We start from the raw sequence: 16,326 nt of genomic DNA, 5'->3' as shown, positions 1-16,326 counted from the left end.
CGCGGGCTACTGGTTGATGAGCCGGACCGGCATCAACAGGTAGCGGAAATCGGTGGAGTTCTCCCCGTCAGGAGTCTCCTGGCCGGTGATCATCGCGGGCTTGGGTGCCGAGACGAAGGAGAACCGCAGGTACTCGGTGTCGATGACATTCAGGCCCTCATTGAGGTAGCTGGGGTTGAACCCGACGGTGATGGGCTCCCCGGTCAGCTCGGCGGAGATGACCTCGGAAGCCGCTGCCGCGTCGTCCGCACCGGCGTCGAGGATGACCTCCCCGGCTTCGGTGAACTGCAGTCGGACATGTGAGTTGCGCTCCGCGACCAGCGACACGCGCCGGGAGGCCTCGATGAGCTCCGCAGTGCGTACGACCGCATGGATCGGCGTCTCCTCGGGGAAAAGCTGACGGATCTTGGGGTAATCGCCGTCGACGAGCACGCTGGTGGAGCGTCGTCCGCCGGAAGTGAACCCGACGAGCTCGGTGTTCTCACCCAGCGCGATGGAGAGTTCCCCGGATCCGGCCAGGGACTTCGCGACGTCGCTGAGCGTCTTGGCCTTGATGAGCGCAGAGGTGGAGATGTCAGGGTGGGCAGGAGCCCAGGTGATCTCCCGCATGGCCAGCCGGTATCGGTCGGTGGCCAGGAAGGTCACGGTGTCGCCCTCGAACTCCACCTTCACCCCGGTGAGGATCGGCAGCGTGTCGTCCTTGGAGGCTGCGGTGATGACCTGGGACACCGCGCGGGCGAAGGCGGCGCCGTCGACAGTCCCGGCCAGCTCGGGCAGCGCAGGGAGCTCCGGGTACTCGTCCACGGGCATGGTGGCGAGGGTGAAGCGGGAGGACCGGCAAGTCACCACGGCCTTGGAGTCCACCAGTTCGATGGTGACGGGAGCGTCCGGGAGGGCTTTGACGATGTCATTGAGCATCCGCCCGGAGACGAGGACGGTGCCCTGCTCCTCCACATCGGCTTCGACGTGCAGTTGTGCGGAGATCTCGTGATCGAAGCTGGAAATCGACACGGTCTGGTCCTCAGTGCTGATCAGCAGGCCCGAGAGGACGGGTGCAGGAGGCCGAGGGGAGAGGGAACGAGCAGTCCAGGAGACAGCTTCGGTGAGGACGTCACGCTCCGCAGTGAACTTCACTGATCTCCGCCTTTCGGTGCTGCTGGGGATGACCAGCCGTGGGAGGTCGGTCCTCTCAGGACGCTTGGAGCGTTCATCGAGTGGATGTCAAGCATCACGGCTGCTGTGTCGAAAGTCGAGCTTACCTGCTGGTCCGGTCTTCATGCCACCGGGCTGACCACGATATGTGCCGATCAGGACGACGTTCGGACCCATATCTTGTGCACGGCGTGTTCCGGGACCTTCACGAAGCGGCTGGTTCTGCTGGTCCTGCGGCACAGAGCTGTGATGTGAGTGCTGATGTGGTGGCTGATGTCGGAGCCCACGGGGTCGGCGTCGTCCGGCACACGGTGCGGCGCATCGCCCTGTAGAGGTTCTTTGTTTTCCTAGTGGTGGAGTGGAGCAGTGTTAACAACAGTTGTGGATTCTGTGGATAAGTCACTGCTTGGGCCTCGCCGGGCGGATCTTGCTGTGCAGTCTCCCGTGCAGTGTCACCGCTTGTGCTGTGGGCGGGTGGTGGAGATCAAGAGGGTGCCTGATCACGATCTCCGCAGGACAGGGCGGTCTGTCCCCAGGGTGGAGGCAGTTCTGCACCGATCTCTCCACTGGGTTATCCACAGGTGTGGGCAGGGTGGTGGAGAAACTCCACCGGTGCCTGTGGATATGTGGGAAAAACTGTGGAGGACGAGATCCACTCCGACGATGCATCCCGCTGATCCAGGGGAACTACACGCGTGTGAGATGTGCATGAACTCGTTCTCCACACCCGTGGACCACGGGCTTGACAGCGAGGTCTCAGCGGGTCAGCGCTGCTGCTTGATCTTGTTGGTCAGCTCAGTGACCTGGTTGAAGACCGCACGACGCTCCGCCATCAGCTCACGGATCTTGCGCTCCGCGTAGATCACGGTGGTGTGGTCCCGGCCGCCCAGGGCCTGGCCGATCTTCGGCAGCGACATCTCAGTCAGCTCGCGCAGCAGGTACATGGCGATCTGCCGAGCCGTCACCAGCGTGCGGTTGCGTGACTTGGACATCAGGTCCTCCACGGTGAAGCTGTAGTACTCCGCAGTGGCATTGATGATCTGTTCGGCGGTGATCTCCTGGACGTGGTCATCAGAGATCAGATCCCGCATCACCTGCTCGGCCAGAGGAAGGTCCACCGGCTGCTTGTTCAGCGAGGCATAGGCGGTGACGCGGATCAGCGCACCCTCGAGCTCACGGATGTTGGTGGAGATCTTCGAGGCGATGTACTCCAGCACGTCGTCCGGGCAGGAGAAGTTCTCCGCCGTGGCCTTCTTCCGCAGGATCGCGATCCGCGTCTCGAGGTCCGGTGGCTGGATGTCGGTGATCAGACCCCATTCGAAGCGGGAGCGGAGCCGCTCCTCGAATCCGGAGAGCCGCTTGGGGGGCAGGTCGGAGGTGATCACGACCTGCTTGTTGTTGTTGTAGAGGGTGTTGAACGTGTGGAAGAACTCCTCCACCGTGCGTTCCTTGTCCGCGAGGAACTGGATGTCGTCCAGAAGCAGGACGTCCACGTTGCGGTAGAGGTGCTTGAAGCTGGCGCCCTCGTCGTCACGGATCGAGTTGATGAAGTCATTGGTGAACTCCTCGGAGTTCACGTACCGGACCCGGATCCCACTGTAGAGCCGCTGGGCGTAGTGTCCGATCGCATGGAGCAGGTGGGTCTTGCCCAGACCGGAGTCCCCGTAGATGAACAGCGGGTTGTAGGCCTTCGCCGGGGCCTCGGCGACCGCATTCGCCGCGGCATGGGCGAACCTGTTGGAGGACCCGATGACGAAGGTGTCGAAGGTGTAGCGCGGATTCAGCCGTGAGGTCTCGAAGATCTCACTGGCCCGCACCCCGGAGGGGGCGGGAGGGATGGTGCCGTTGTCGGCCAGGCCCGAGGGCGGCACGGGCATCTCGGCGGCGGGGGCACGCGGCGGTCCTGCCGCACCGCGTCCCGGCAGGTCCTGGCCCGCGTGGACCCGCGGCGTTCCGAAGGCCTGGCCGGGCCCAGGGTAGACGTCGTCGACGGCGGTGGAGGAGGCTGAGGCGGCTGAGGGGGCGGACGTCTGCTCCGTCGGGGGCGAGGTCTCGGAGGACTCGGCCTTCTGTCGAGCGGCCAGGCCGGGGTCGATCACATAGGCGCAGAGGATGTCACGGCCGAAGACGGTTCGCAGCGCTTCGCTGAGCTGGTGCTGCAGGGTGGACTGCATCAGTTCGCGCACCCGCTCATGGGGCACCGCGAGCAGCAGGGTGTCGCCGATGAGCTGGTCCCCCTGGGGGACAGCACGGCCGACGTCGGTCAGCTTCAGTCCGGTGATGCCGTGGTGCTCGCGGAGCTCCGTGAGCACCTGCTGCCATTTGACCGGCACGTTGACTTCCGAGTCGGCAGACACGCTGCTCCTCCCTGCGACGATGATCAGTGGTGCCGGGACGTCGTCGCAGACGCCGTCCCTGTGCCCCTCGACTGTATCGCGCACACTTGTGGATTTCTCCGTCCGCCATGTGGAGAGGCTGTGCAGTCGGTGTGCACACCACCGGGGAGCGACACGTCGGCATCCCGGCCGGGGCTGGCGTCGATCCGCGTGCGCGGCTGCTCCTGCCGTCGGTCGGCAGCGCCGGCAGATTCCGCGGGATGACAGGGGACGACGGCGTCTCCCACCGAATCATGCCGGGCTGAGGGGGTGGCGCTTGCCGAGCACCGCACCTGAGCATCCACAGGATGTGGATCCGGACTCCCTCCTGTGGAGCGTCGGATCCACGTCCTGTGGACAGTGCTGTGGATATGTGGAGAACGGTGGCCGCTCAGACGCGGTTGATCTCACGACTGCGCCAGCCGGCCATTCCCACCACGATCCCGGTCACCCCGATGCCGGTGAGCCAGAGGATCGGAGCCAGCGCCGGGTCCTCGACCGGATAGGCGGCCAGGTGCCCGAAGGGGTTCAGGTTCAGCACCGCCTGAGGAAGGTCTAGGAGCGGACCGAAGTTGGTGGCGATGCCGGAGAAGGCGATGAGCACCCAGCCCACGGTCCCGCCGGCTCGAGGCAGCCACCCGAAGAGCGCGACGACGAGGCCCACCACGGCGAGCACCGCCGGTAGCTGGTGGAGACTCCCCAGCAGCAGCCCCCCGAAGTGACCGGCGTCGCCCAGCGCGGCGGAGGCCGAGGCGGCCGTGCACAGCCCGACCAGCAGCAGCATCGCCACCAGCCCACTCAGCAGGACCACCAGGTGGGATCCGAGCCAGCGCGACCGGCTCAACGGCAGGGAGAGCGCGAACTCTGCGCGGCCCTGGACCTCTTCACTTCGCAGAAGCTGCACCCCGCTGACCCCAGCGGCGGCGACGAACAGAGCCAGGAACAGTGACATGTAGGCCAGATAGCCCAGCACCATGTCGTCTCCGCTCATGATCATCGCGATCTCCTCGGGGAGGCCGTCGGCGGCGTCGACCATCGACTGGGCGTATCCGCCGAACATCAGGGCGGCCAGGACCAGCGCGATCGTCCAGCCGCGCAGCACGCCCTGGAGGCCGCGCCCGGCCATCCCCGCGGCCGTCCCCAGGGAGGGACGCGCGGCTGCCCGCCCCATGCGAGAGGGGACCAGGCTGGCTCCGACGTCGCGCCGGGCGCTCAGCCAGAAGCCCAGCGTCACCAGGGAGGCGGCGAAGCCCAGTGGGAGCAGCAGCGGCCACCACCGGTCCTCCACGTAGGGAGCGGTCTGCTGCGCCCAGCCCAGTGGGGAGAACCAGGATAGGGTGCTGCCGCCCTGTTCGGCCATGTCTCCACCCATGCGGATCAGGTAGGCCAGTCCCAGCACTGCCCCGGCCATCGCTGAGGCGCCTCGGGACGATTCGCTGAGCTGGGAGGTCGTCGCGGCCACCCCCATGAACAGCAGCCCGACGCAGAGCCCCCCGGCGGCGACGAGCGCAGATCCGCCTGACGCGTAGCCGGCGATCGGGCCGGAGGCGGCCCAGACGAGCACCGCGACGACGAGGTTCGCTCCCGCCGTCAGGAGCAGGGCGGCGGTCAGCGTCGCATGCCGGCCCACCACGTTGGCGCGGATGAGTTCGGCCCGGCCCGTCTGCTCCTCCAGCCTGGTGTGCCGGATCATGAGGAAGAAGCTCATCAGCGCGATGAGGATGTAGAGGAACAGCACGTACCCGGCGGAGAAGAACCGCTCGAAGGTCGGCTGCTCCATGCCGAAGGCCGGACCGGTCATCAGCCGACCCACCGGATCGTTGAACAGCACGGCCAGGTGGGCGAGCTCGGTCTCATCATCGGCGATGAGCTGGATGGCGTTGGCGAAGTACATCGCCAGAAGTCCGCAGGCGAGCACCCATATGCTCAGCCGGATTCTGTCCCGGCGCAGCATGAACCGCAGCATGGCCCCGGTTCGGGCCAGTGGAGCAACCTCGGCCGAGCCCTCTGAGGGGGCGGTGGGGGAGAGCGTCTCAGCAGTCATCGCGACTCACTCCTTCCCTGCGCCGTCGGCCATGCCTCGCACCGCGAGCTCGTCGCCGTAGTGGCGCATCAGCAGCTGCTCCAGCGTGGGCGGGTGGGCGACCAGGGACCGGACGCCCAGCGGGGTCAGCTGGTGCATGAGGTCTTCGACGCGTTCTCCGTCGACCTCGAAGATCACCCGCTCCCCCTCGTGGCGGAAGTCATGCACCCCTGCCAACCCGGCGAGCTCGGCGGCGGGGCGGACGGTCTCCACCTCGATGGTGGTGCGGGTCATATGGCGCAGCTCCGAGAGCGTCCCGGACTCGACGACGGACCCTGCCCGAATGATCGAGATCCGATCCGAGAGGGCCTCCACCTGGGCGAGGATGTGGCTGGAGAGCAGCACGGAGCGTCCGTTCCGGGTGACCTCCTTGATGGTCTCCTGGAAGACGACCTCCATGAGCGGATCCAGGCCGGCGGTGGGTTCGTCGAGCAGCAGGAGGTCCACGTCGGAGGCCAGCGCCGAGATCAGCGCCACCTTCTGCCTGTTCCCCTTGGAATACGTGCGGGTCTTCTTCCGCGGGTCCAGGTCGAACCGCTCGATCAGCTGATCCCTGCGCGTCTTCGACCAGCTGCCGCGCAGTCGCAGGAACATGTCGATGACCTCGCCTCCGGTGAGATTCGGCCAGAGCTCGACGTCGCCCGGCACGTAGGCCAGATGCCGGTGCAGCTGGACGGCGTGTCTCCAGGGATCGCGGCCGAACACCTCGACCGTCCCGGAGTCGATGCGCAGGAGCCCCAGCAGCACGCGCATGGTGGTGGACTTCCCGGCGCCGTTCGGGCCGAGGAACCCGTGGACCTCTCCCGGGGCGATGGTGAGGTCGAGCTCGTCCAGGGCGCACACGGAGCCGAATCGTTTGACGAGCTTGTCGGTGCGGATGACCGGTCGGGTCTCATTCATGAGGGTGGTCCTTTCCTTCCGGCCCTGCGGGTCACGCGGGGCGGGGATCAGGGGGCCGGCGGGTAGGGCCGGCGTCATCGTCGGGGGGTGGGATCGTCGGGGGTGGGATCGACGTCGTCGTCGGACTCCTGGGGAAGGAGTCCGGCGATCAGCTCGTCGTAGACGTCGGTGTCCATGAGCGGCTGGGTATGGAGCTCCAGCACGGCTGCCATGTAGGCGCCGAGCTTCTCCGGCGGATCCTCCAGAGGGCTGGCACCGAGCAGGCGCTTCATCTGCCGGTGCAGCATCAGCGCACCGAATCCCTGCAGCAGGAGCACGACCGCCCGGTGACGGCGGTTGGCACTGGGAGTCACCAGGCCGATCCGTTCGGCGTCGGCCATGTAGTCCAGGGTGTCCTCCACCAGTCGGTCGAAGAGCGCGTCGGTGTGCTCCCCTCCGGTGAGGAAGGCCTGCAGGAGATATCGGACCAGCGGGCGGGACGTCTGGACGGCCTCCAGGACGTAGTTCCGGGGTAGCGGACTGGCGGACCGCGCCACCGCATCCGACTTATAGGCGAGATAGAGGTCCGCCACCCGCGCGTCGCAGGCCGTGCGCAGACCCTCCTTCGATCCGAAGTGATGGATCACCAGCGGGGCGGAGACCTCCGCGCGGACGGCGATCTGCTTCAGGCTGGTGGACTCGAACCCCTGCTGCCCGAAGAGATCGATGGCCGCGTCGAGGATGCGCTCTGCGCCGGATGCCGGATCTTCGGGCGGCGAGGTGTTGCCGGCGCCGGTGATGTTGTGGGTGGAGGCCGCGGCCCGAGGGTCGTGCCCCGTGCCTCTCCCGTTCGCCTGTGCTGGTCCAGCCATGGTCTCTCTCGCCTTCCGGGCTGCCTCTGATGACAAGGCTGAACGCGTATTCAGCCGATGTCGAGCAGACTAACTTAACGTTCATTCAGCGCACAAGAGGCGGAGTCCGGAGGGCGGCTGTGGAGAAGTCTGGGAGGACGCCGGGGTTCTGCACAGGTTTATTCACAGCAGTGGATAAGTGGTGTAGAGTACGGCCCCGGCTGCCGAGCGATGGAGGCGGCGACTTGACGACGCGCCGAGTCGGCATCTAGTGTTGACAGGTCGCTCTCCGGGCGCATGCCCTCTGGCGTGCCCTGACGAGCGAGAGACTGACTCAGGTGAACGGGGATGATGCCATCGCCCCGCCGCACACGGAGCCGACCAGACGGTTCGGACTCCACCCCGACTTCGAACCATCCAGTGGGAGTACACAGTGAGCAAGCGGACTTTCCAGCCGAGCAACCGCCGTCGCAGCCGCAAGCACGGCTTCCGTTCTCGTATGCGGACCCGCGCCGGTCGTTCCATCATCTCGACCCGTCGCAGCCGAGGCCGCAAGGAACTCTCGGCCTGAACCACGCCAGCCGAGCCGGATGACGGTTCGGGGCAGTGCACTGGAGACAGGCGCTGCCGCACCCACGGCCCGTCCCGATCGAGGGTACGGGCCGTTCGTGCATCTGCGGCCCCCGCGGGGGCGCGTGGGGCACCTCGAGCCTGGCCATCAGCGTCAGCCCGAACGACCGGAGGACTTCGCGAGCATGCTTCCCCGCCGGCACCGTGTCACCGCGCCGACGGACTTCCGAGCCGTCACGCGTTCCGGGTCCCGGGCCGGTGGTTCCGCCGTGGTCATCTCGGTGAGGCTCGTTGCCGACGCCGGGGCGGCTGACGCGGATCAGGTTCCCTGGCGGTGTGGCTTCATCGTCTCCAAGGCCGTGGGCAACGCGGTGGTGCGCCATCGGACCCAGCGTCGGCTGCGGCACATCCTCTGGGATGTCATGCGGGAAGACTCCATGACGATTCCGGAGGGGGTCCGGCTCGACGTCGTCGTCCGCGCTCTGCCCGCAGCCCCTGAGGCCGCCCACGACGAGCTCGTGGCTCAGCTGCGCTCCACCCTGGTCCGCGCCGCGCGGAAGGAACTGCGACGGCGGGACGGGGGGCCGCGTGCGCAGTGACGAGCGTGGGCTCTGGGTCAGGCATGCGGACTTCTATGTCCCCGACGGGGAGACGCCCGGCATCCCAGGCCGCCAGCCCGATGCCGAGGAGCTTCGCCGCCAGCACTGGGGGCCGCTGCGACGGTCCCCCTCAGCGATCCTCACCGCCTTGCTGAAGGCTTACCGCAAGGTGATCTCCCCGCTGTACGGGCAGGTCTGCAGCTACTATCCCAGCTGCTCGGCCTACGGGCTGGAGGCGGTGACCGTCCACGGGGCGGTCCGTGGCTCCGTGTTCACGGCCTGGCGGATCCTGCGCTGCAACCCTTTCACCGGCGGTGGAGTCGACCATGTGCCCGTGGGGCGCAGGATTTGGCCAGGAGGGTCAGCACCGTCGATCATAGAGACAAACCATCCGCCGATACCCCTGGACCACGACTGCGCCCATGACGTCGGGCGCTCACCGAGCGATGCAGAGGCGCCCGCAGCGCACGGTGACAGTGCGCGTCCAGCAGACCCCGAGCAGCGCTGACCATGCTCGGCACGACGACTTGAGAGACATATGGGCTTCTTCGACACACTGATGACCCCGTTCACCTGGGCGGTCTCATTCATCCTGAGCATGTTCCACACGGGGCTCACCTTCCTGGGGCTCGATCCGCAGTCCGGCTGGAACTGGACGATCTCGATCATCCTGCTGGTGATCGTCATCCGTGTGATCCTGATCCCGCTGTTCGTGCGGCAGATCAAGTCCCAGCGTGGGATGCAGATCATCCAGCCTGAGGTGCAGAAGCTCCAGGCCAAGTACAAGGGCAAGAAGGATCCTGTCTCCCGGCAGGCCATGGCTCAGGAGCAGCAGGCGCTGTTCAAGAAGCACAAGGTCAACCCCTTCATGACGTGCCTGCCGCTGCTGGCGCAGATGCCGATCTTCTTCGCGCTGTTCTGGATGCTGAACCGCATGCGGCAGGAGCAGTATCAGCAGGAGGGCTACGGCGCGCTGAGCGCCGGTGAGGTCCAGAGCTTCGACGGGTCCGAGCTGCTCGGCGTCGGGATGTCGGACATCTTCCTCCCCTCCTTCCAGTCGGACCCCACGCAGTGGAACGTCGTGATCATGACCTCGATCATGATTGTGGCGATGGTGCTCACGCAGTTCTTCACCCAGAAGCAGCTGATGAGCAAGAACATGTCTGAGGCCGCCCTGCAGGGGCAGTTCGCCCAGACCCAGAAGATGATGCTGTACATGCTGCCGCTCGTCTTCGTCATCGGCGGTGTGAACTTCCCCGTGGGTGTGCTGATCTACTGGACCGCCACGAACTTCTGGACGATGGGCCAGCAGTGGTGGGTCATTCGCAACAACCCGACGCCCGGCTCGCTGGCGGAGAAGGAGCTCAACCTCCGCCGCGCCGCGAAGGGTCTGCCGCCCGTCAACGAGAAGCCCCAGTCCACGACGGAGGACAAGCCCAAGCCGACCGGCGAGCACCGCGGTCAGCAGGCGCAGCCCTCCAAGAAGAAGAAGAGGAAGAAGAAACGATGAGCCAGACGCAGACCGAGCACCCCATGGAATCTGAGGGCCCCGAGCCCGAGGAGGCCCAGGAGGGCGTCCCGGCCGTTCCGGAGACCGCTGACTCCGGGGACACCGTGCAGGAGGCGGAGGTGCAGGACGACGCCGCCGAGGACGACGAGGCGCCGAGTGCGGACACCGACGAGGGCGACATCGCGGCCGACTACCTCGAGGAGCTTCTGGACATCGTTGACCTCGACGGCGACATCGACATCGAGATCCGGGGGGAACGCACCTTCATCTCGATCGTCGCCGAAGAGGGCGGTGACGAGCTGCAGGACCTGGTCGGCCCCAAGGGTGAGGTCCTCGACGCCCTGCAGGAGCTGTCGCGGCTCGCGGTGCTGACGGCTACGGGTGACCGGACACGACTCGTGCTGGACATCGCCGGGCACCGGGAGCTTCGCCAGACCGAGCTCAAGCAGCAGGCCGATGACGCCATCGCCCAGGTGCGCGACCACGGCGAAGAGGTCCATCTCGAGCCGATGAGCGCCTACGAGCGCAAGATCGTGCATGACTTCGTGGCCGAGGCGGGTCTCGTCAGTGAGTCCGAAGGCGAGGGCAAGCGTCGCCATGTGGTGATCGCCGCCTCCTGAACGCACCCGTGGAGACGTGTGATCATCCAGCCCGCCAGCCGGCCGAGACCAGAGGACAGATCATGAGCGGACAGCAGGACGAGGACCAGCACGAGGAGCACGGCAAGGATCAGCTGGGCGGGCACGAGGAGGCGCAGGAGCCCCTGGAGACACCTGAGCTGACGGCAGCGGAGCGCCGTGCGGCCGAGATCCTCTTCGGGGACAGGCTGCCCCTGGCGGAACGCTTTGTGGAGCATCTGTGCAGTACAGGTGTGGAGCACGGGCTGCTGGGTCCCCGGGAGATTCCGCGCATGTGGTCGCGCCACGTGCTGAACTGTGCGGTGCTGGGTCCCGAGCTGCCTGCCGGAGGGACTGTGGCCGACGTCGGATCCGGGGCAGGACTCCCCGGGATCGCACTGGCTCTAGCGCGCCCTGATGTGGAGTTCCAGCTCATCGAGCCCATGGAACGACGCATCCATTGGATGGACATGGTCCTCAAGGATCTGGGGCTGCAGAATGTGGAGCTGATCAGAGCCCGTGCGGAGGAGGTCACCGATGAGGTGATGGCCGACGTCGTCACCGCCCGAGCGGTGTCAGCACTGAAGAAGCTTCTTCCCCTGACAGCTCCCCTGCTGGCCGATGACGGCGAGCTGCTCCTGCTGAAGGGCCGCAGCGTGGACCAGGAGATCACTGCGGCCCGCAAGGCCTTCTCGACGCATCGCCTGGGTCTCCCACAGGTCGTCCACCTCGGCGAAGGTCTGCTTGAAGAGACCACGACGGTCATGCGCTGCCCGCGTCGCTGACCTTCCGCGGCTGGCCGGACAGAGGCCGGACCCGCTTCTCTGCAGCCTTGTCCTCGACCTCACGTCGAAGTCGCGGATGCCCGCGGTCAGGGCCGTGTCCTAGACTGCTGGGGGTGCCTTCGGCAGAGGCTGGGGGCCGACGAGCAACGGATCCTTTGGAGGGATGACCTGTGGCGAGCCACGAGAACACACGCGGCCGGGGCGCATCCACCGGCGAGGCTGCCCAACAGGCTGCCGAGACCGCGCGGGGTTCGTCGATCCTCGACGGCATGGACGCCTCGTCCCCGTTGGCCGCAGAGCTCGCCGATGAACGTCGTCGTCGCCAGGTGCTCTCCGAGAAGGAGCTGGAGCGGCCGGCCACGACACGAACGATCACGGTGTCGAACCAGAAGGGCGGGGTGGGCAAGACGACAACCACTGTGAACCTCGCCGCTGCCTTGGCCAGTCAGGGGTTTCACGTCCTGGTCATCGACATCGACCCGCAGGGTAATGCGTCGACAGCCCTGGGCGTGCAGCATTCTGCCGACACGGACTCCATCTACGACGTGCTGATCGATGACCTCAGCTTTGCGGATGTCGTGGCTGACTGCCCGGACATCGAGAGGCTGCAGGTGATCCCCGCCACTATTCATCTGGCGGGTGCCGAGATCGAGCTGGTGTCCCTGGTGGCTCGGGAGCAGCGTCTGCAGCGGGCGGTCGAGGAGTACCACCGGTACCGGGAGGAGCACGGCCTGGAACGACTGGACTATGTGTTCGTCGACTGTCCGCCGAGTTTGGGCCTGCTGACCGTCAATGCCTTTGTCGCCGCTCGGGAAGTGTTGATCCCCATCCAGTGCGAGTACTACGCGCTGGAAGGGCTGAGTCAGTTGTTGAACAATATCCAGATGATCCAGAAGCACCTGAATCCGCCGTTGACGGTCTCGACCATCCTGCTGACGATGTATGACGGGCGGACGCGGCTGGCTGCTCAGGTGGCCGAGGAAGTTCGGGAGCATTTCCCGGAGGCCGTCCTGGATGCGCTGATCCCTCGCAATGTCCGGATCTCGGAGGCACCCTCGTATCAACAGAGCGTGATCTCCTATGACCGCTCCTCTACTGGTGCTCTCGCCTATCTCGAGGCGGCGGCGGAGATCGTTACGCGGGGCGGCCCGACTGAGATCTGAGCCAGTTACTGGTCTGCGACCGCGAGAGGCGTCAGGGGGATCGATCCGATGGGATCGGTCCCCCTTCGTCATGTGTGCTGGAAATGACGCGCTTGGGGGTTCGTGAATGGTGTTTCACGTGGAACTGCGCTGCGAGCTTCGCGTGGCCACTGGTTTTTCGTAGACGGTCTCCCGCATCCGGTGGATGAGCGTACGCAACTGAGGCAGATCTCCCGTTGGCAGGTAGCTCCCCTGCGAGGAAGTCTCTGCGGAGTGCGGTGTTCCACGTGAAACTTACGGACTGTCCCAGGTCCCGATGCTGACAAGTGCGGTACTCCTCGACCGAGGCATGCTGAGGGAATGCCACTAGGGCCTAGTTCCACGTGATACGTCCATGATTCTGCTCATCTGTGACCGGACGCCGAGTTCTTCTCCGGTGTCGGAGCCGACGATCCCGTGTGTCCAGCGTTTCATGTGAAACACGGAACCTGGTGCGATTCATCGGGGGTCCGTCATCCGGGCCGTCGTTCCACGTGAAACGCAGGGTCGCCAGTGAAAGAGGTGAATTTCCCGTTGAACCGTAGAATGGACAGCGGTTCAGACGCCGGCACGGTCTCGGCGGATCAAGGAAGGTGACCTGATATGGCAGAACGTAGGCGACGTGGTCTGGGACGTGGGCTTGGGGCCCTCATCAACAGCGATGCCCAAGGAGACGAAGCATCCGGCGCGACCGCTCATGCCGTCGCCGACGATGTTTCACGTGAAGCGGAGGCTGATCTCGCCGCCCAGGAGGCAGGTGGCACCGAACGTCATGGCTCGGTCACGCATGGACAGGAGAATGGCAGCCTGGCGGACGAGCCGGTCCCGGAGATCTCGACAGAGGATGTCGGGGGGGATCCAGCGTCGAATGGCCACGGCACAGCAGATCAGGGACTGAACTCCCCAGAGGAGCTGGATCCCGAGCCAGTGCCCCATGAGAACTCGCTAGAGCCTGACTCCCCGACCGACGCCGTCGAGGAACCTACTGAGGAGATCGTCAGGGACAGCACGCACCAGCCGGATCCTGAGAACGGGATCGAGAGGGCTGAGCGACCGATCGACGTGTTCTTCTCCGCGAAGTCCCATCTCGGGACTCAGCGTGTTTCACGTGGAACCCGGCAGAGCGCGAGAACGACGACGAGTCGGCGCAGCGCGGGCGGCCGGGCTCAGATGCCGGATCTGCTGAGTGAGCGTCCATCGGTGCGAAGCGCTGGATCTGCGTCCTCCCCGCTCGACAGTGCTGAAGGGGCAGCGCAGGACACGTCCGCCCCCGTAGCATCCGAACCCGAGACGCCTCTTGCTGAGCCGGAGACATCTGATCCGCAGGCCTGGACTGACGTGGTCTCGGGCGGTGGCAGCACTTCCAGCGTGGAGGGTGCAGAGTTCCGGTCGATCCCGGTGGATGCGATCCAGCCCAATCCGCGGCAGCCGCGCACGGAGTTCGACGAAGACGACATGGCGGAGCTGATCCACTCGGTCCGTGAGATCGGCGTGCTGCAGCCTGTCGTGGTCCGGGAAGTGGACGAGGGACAGTACGAGCTTGTGATGGGTGAACGCCGCTGGCGTGCCACCAAGGCCTCCGGCCGCCGCGAGATTCCGGCCATCGTGCGCTTCACCGCGGATGACAACCTCCTGAGGGACGCCCTCCTGGAGAACATTCATCGCTCCCAGCTCAACCCGCTGGAGGAAGCCGCCGCCTATCGGCAGCTCCTGGATGACTTCAACTGCACGCAGGATGAGCTCGCCTCGCGGATCGGTCGATCCAGGCCGCAGATCAGCAACACCCTGCGGCTCATGAAGCTGCCCCCCGCAGTCCAACGACGCGTGGCTGCAGGAGTTCTGAGCTCCGGCCATGCCCGTGCCCTTCTGGGTCTGTCCACGCCTGAGGAGATGGAAGAGCTCGCCAAGCGCATCGTGGCCGAGGGGCTGTCCGTCCGAGCGACCGAGGAAGCCGTGACCCTGGCCCACCAAGGCGCCAGCAATGGCGTTTCACGTGGAACGAATCGGCTCCCCTCGACGGCCAGGTATCAGCAGCTGGACGAATATGCCGAAGCGCTGACGGATCGTCTCGACACCCAGGTGAAGATCACTCTGGGCGCGAAGAAGGGCCGCATCGCCATCGATTTCGGATCGATCGAGGACCTCCACCGATTGATGGAGATCATCGGGGAGCAGCAGCGCGTCAGCTGACCCAGAGGGACCCTCCCACCGAAGAGTGCACACGCAGAAGGGCCCTGACAACCTTGAGAGGTTGTCAGGGCCCTTCTGCGTCAGGCTGCCAGCGTCCGCCGACGTGCGGCGGTTGCCGCAGGTTCAGTCCAGGAAGTCGGAGAACTCTGACTCCAAGGCCTGCTTGGGCTTCGCCCCGATCGAGGAGATGACGTGCTCGCCGCCCTTGAATCCGTAGATGGCCGGAATGGACGTGATGCCGAACTTCGCCGCGATGGCGGGGTTCTCATCGACGTTCACCTTCACGACCTCGATCTTGTCCTCGTTCTCCGAGGCGAGCTCTTCGAGAACCGGGCTGACCATGCGGCAGGGGCCACACCATTCTGCCCAGAAGTCGACGATCACGGGCTTGTCGGCCTGCAGGACGTCCTGGTCGAAGCTCGCATCGGTGACACTCTTCAGATCTGCCATGGCGTCTGTCCTTTCCTTCGGTGGTTGAGGGGTCTGGGGTCAGGAGGCGGAGTCGGCCGCAGCACCGACCAGACCGGCTGCACCGGCCGTGCCGGCGTCTGCCTCGTCGGCGAGCCAGTGCTCCACGTCCAAGGCGGCGACGCAGCCCGAGCCCGCGGCGGTGACGGCCTGCCGGTAGGTGGGGTCGAGCACATCGCCGGCGGCGAAGACTCCGGGAAGAGTGGTTCGCGAGCTGCGCGCGTCGACCTGCACTGTTCCGTCCGCGGTGAGCTGCAGCTGGTCCTTGAACAGCTCGACGCGAGGGTCATGACCAATGGCCACGAACAGACCTGTCACATCTATGGAGGACTCCGAGCCGTCCACGGTGTTGCGCAGCGAGAGACCGGTCAGCTTGCCGTCGCCGAGGACCTCCGTGACCTCGGTGTTCCAGAGGAAGTCGATCTTCTCGTTGGCCTCGGCCCGATCAGCCATGATCTTCGAGGCACGCAGCGAGTCCCGCCGGTGGACCACGGTGACCTTGGAGGCGAATTTCGTGAGGAACAGGGCCTCCTCCATCGCGGAGTCGCCGCCGCCGACCACGGCGATGTGCTGCTCGCGGAAGAAGAAGCCGTCACAGGTGGCGCACCAGGAGACGCCGTGTCCGGAGAGCGCCTTCTCGCCGGGCACGCCCAGCTCGCGATAGGCGGAGCCGGTGGCGAGGATGACGGCGCGGGCGTGCAGCACCTCACCGGAGCCGATAGTGATCTCCTTGATCGGCTGGTCCAGAGCGAGCTCGGTGGCGTCCTCGCGGCGGATGTCGGCACCGAAGCGCGCCGCCTGCTCCTCCATCTTCATCATCAGCTCCGGGCCCATGATGCCCTCGGGGAACCCCGGGAAGTTCTCGACGTCGGTGGTGTTCATCAGCTCGCCACCAGTGGTGACTGAGCCGGCCAGCATCACCGGATTCAGGTTGGCTCGGGCGGTGTAGACCGCGGCGGTGAAGCCGGCCGGGCCGGAGCCCACGATGACCACATCATGGACCTGGTCGGGAGTCTGTTCAGTCACGTCTGCTGTGTCCTTCTCGTCGAGAGGCCTCCGGCGGGTG

The 16,326-nt window shown here is 65.9% G+C and carries 15 protein-coding genes; 8 read left to right on the top strand and 7 right to left on the bottom strand.

Annotation, left to right across the window (positions count from 1 at the left end):
- Positions 1 to 6: 6 nt before the first annotated feature.
- The 5 genes from dnaN to ODE13_RS07380 form a co-directional block, all read right to left on the bottom strand.
- On the bottom strand, positions 7 to 1,134 hold the full coding sequence (gene dnaN / locus ODE13_RS07400; RefSeq protein WP_322478686.1) for a DNA polymerase III subunit beta: 1,128 nt from the start codon (positions 1,132 to 1,134) through the stop codon (positions 7 to 9).
- 782 nt (positions 1,135 to 1,916) lie between these two features.
- Entirely contained in the window at positions 1,917 to 3,509 is a 1,593-nt protein-coding gene (dnaA, locus tag ODE13_RS07395; protein WP_322478685.1) for a chromosomal replication initiator protein DnaA, read from the bottom strand.
- A 409-nt stretch (positions 3,510 to 3,918) separates the two neighbouring features.
- Positions 3,919 to 5,571 (bottom strand): hypothetical protein, encoded by a 1,653-nt coding sequence (locus tag ODE13_RS07390; protein ID WP_322478684.1) that lies wholly within the window; start codon positions 5,569 to 5,571, stop codon positions 3,919 to 3,921.
- Positions 5,572 to 5,577: 6 nt separating this feature from the next.
- Positions 5,578 to 6,510 (bottom strand): ABC transporter ATP-binding protein, encoded by a 933-nt coding sequence (locus tag ODE13_RS07385; RefSeq protein ID WP_322478683.1) that lies wholly within the window; start codon positions 6,508 to 6,510, stop codon positions 5,578 to 5,580.
- Between the two features lie 74 nt (positions 6,511 to 6,584).
- Entirely contained in the window at positions 6,585 to 7,361 is a 777-nt protein-coding gene (locus tag ODE13_RS07380) for a TetR family transcriptional regulator (protein ID WP_322478682.1), read from the bottom strand.
- 412 nt (positions 7,362 to 7,773) lie between these two features.
- On the opposite strand from ODE13_RS07380, the gene rpmH reads away from it, so the two are divergent.
- The 8 genes from rpmH to ODE13_RS07340 all read left to right on the top strand — a co-directional run bounded on the left by rpmH (position 7,774) and on the right by ODE13_RS07340 (position 14,792).
- Positions 7,774 to 7,911, top strand: coding sequence for a 50S ribosomal protein L34 (rpmH, locus tag ODE13_RS07375; protein WP_179541418.1), 138 nt, complete (start codon positions 7,774 to 7,776; stop codon positions 7,909 to 7,911).
- A gap of 184 nt (positions 7,912 to 8,095) precedes the next feature.
- Positions 8,096 to 8,509, top strand: a complete 414-nt coding sequence (gene rnpA, locus ODE13_RS07370) for a ribonuclease P protein component (RefSeq protein WP_179541417.1) — start codon at positions 8,096 to 8,098, stop codon at positions 8,507 to 8,509.
- 115 nt (positions 8,510 to 8,624) lie between these two features.
- Complete coding sequence (gene yidD / locus ODE13_RS07365) at positions 8,625 to 9,017, top strand: membrane protein insertion efficiency factor YidD (protein ID WP_218882072.1); 393 nt, start codon at positions 8,625 to 8,627, stop codon at positions 9,015 to 9,017.
- Between the two features lie 30 nt (positions 9,018 to 9,047).
- Positions 9,048 to 10,019 (top strand): membrane protein insertase YidC, encoded by a 972-nt coding sequence (yidC, locus tag ODE13_RS07360; protein WP_179541416.1) that lies wholly within the window; start codon positions 9,048 to 9,050, stop codon positions 10,017 to 10,019.
- Between the two features lie 23 nt (positions 10,020 to 10,042).
- The gene (locus ODE13_RS07355) at positions 10,043 to 10,639 is read left to right on the top strand and encodes a protein jag (RefSeq protein WP_416210602.1); all 597 of its coding nucleotides are present in this window, start codon (positions 10,043 to 10,045) and stop codon (positions 10,637 to 10,639) included.
- Between the two features lie 62 nt (positions 10,640 to 10,701).
- Positions 10,702 to 11,421, top strand: a complete 720-nt coding sequence (gene rsmG / locus ODE13_RS07350) for a 16S rRNA (guanine(527)-N(7))-methyltransferase RsmG (protein WP_322478680.1) — start codon at positions 10,702 to 10,704, stop codon at positions 11,419 to 11,421.
- A 269-nt stretch (positions 11,422 to 11,690) separates the two neighbouring features.
- A complete protein-coding gene (locus tag ODE13_RS07345) occupies positions 11,691 to 12,584 on the top strand; it encodes an AAA family ATPase (protein WP_322478733.1) in 894 nt (297 codons plus the stop codon).
- Positions 12,585 to 13,658: 1,074 nt separating this feature from the next.
- Positions 13,659 to 14,792, top strand: a complete 1,134-nt coding sequence (locus ODE13_RS07340) for a ParB/RepB/Spo0J family partition protein (RefSeq protein WP_416210601.1) — start codon at positions 13,659 to 13,661, stop codon at positions 14,790 to 14,792.
- 123 nt (positions 14,793 to 14,915) lie between these two features.
- Here ODE13_RS07340 and trxA read toward each other — a convergent pair whose 3' ends face one another.
- Complete coding sequence (gene trxA, locus ODE13_RS07335) at positions 14,916 to 15,242, bottom strand: thioredoxin (protein WP_322478678.1); 327 nt, start codon at positions 15,240 to 15,242, stop codon at positions 14,916 to 14,918.
- A gap of 39 nt (positions 15,243 to 15,281) precedes the next feature.
- Positions 15,282 to 16,286: a thioredoxin-disulfide reductase gene (gene trxB, locus ODE13_RS07330; protein WP_322478677.1), complete on the bottom strand. Its 1,005-nt coding sequence runs from the start codon at positions 16,284 to 16,286 to the stop codon at positions 15,282 to 15,284.
- Positions 16,287 to 16,326: the final 40 nt, after the last annotated feature.

Origin of the sequence: Nesterenkonia sp. HG001, from assembly GCF_034438835.1 — a bacterium.
Lineage (GTDB): Bacteria > Actinomycetota > Actinomycetes > Actinomycetales > Micrococcaceae > Nesterenkonia > Nesterenkonia xinjiangensis.
The sequence above is the reverse complement of the archived record's forward strand: the minus strand, read 5'-3'. Positions and strand labels throughout refer to the sequence as shown.

What these genes read in the sequence shown, in the direction of transcription:
- ODE13_RS07390 (WP_322478684.1), bottom strand. Translation starts at nt 5,571, where the DNA reads ATGACTGCTGAGACGCTCTCCCCCACCGCCCCCTCAGAGGGCTCGGCC.
- rnpA (WP_179541417.1), top strand. Translation starts at nt 8,096, where the DNA reads ATGCTTCCCCGCCGGCACCGTGTCACCGCGCCGACGGACTTCCGAGCC.
- ODE13_RS07385 (WP_322478683.1), bottom strand. Translation starts at nt 6,510, where the DNA reads ATGAATGAGACCCGACCGGTCATCCGCACCGACAAGCTCGTCAAACGA.
- ODE13_RS07380 (WP_322478682.1), bottom strand. Translation starts at nt 7,361, where the DNA reads ATGGCTGGACCAGCACAGGCGAACGGGAGAGGCACGGGGCACGACCCT.
- ODE13_RS07355 (WP_416210602.1), top strand. Translation starts at nt 10,043, where the DNA reads ATGGAATCTGAGGGCCCCGAGCCCGAGGAGGCCCAGGAGGGCGTCCCG.
- yidC (WP_179541416.1), top strand. Translation starts at nt 9,048, where the DNA reads ATGGGCTTCTTCGACACACTGATGACCCCGTTCACCTGGGCGGTCTCA.
- ODE13_RS07345 (WP_322478733.1), top strand. Translation starts at nt 11,691, where the DNA reads ATGGACGCCTCGTCCCCGTTGGCCGCAGAGCTCGCCGATGAACGTCGT.
- rsmG (WP_322478680.1), top strand. Translation starts at nt 10,702, where the DNA reads ATGAGCGGACAGCAGGACGAGGACCAGCACGAGGAGCACGGCAAGGAT.
- trxA (WP_322478678.1), bottom strand. Translation starts at nt 15,242, where the DNA reads ATGGCAGATCTGAAGAGTGTCACCGATGCGAGCTTCGACCAGGACGTC.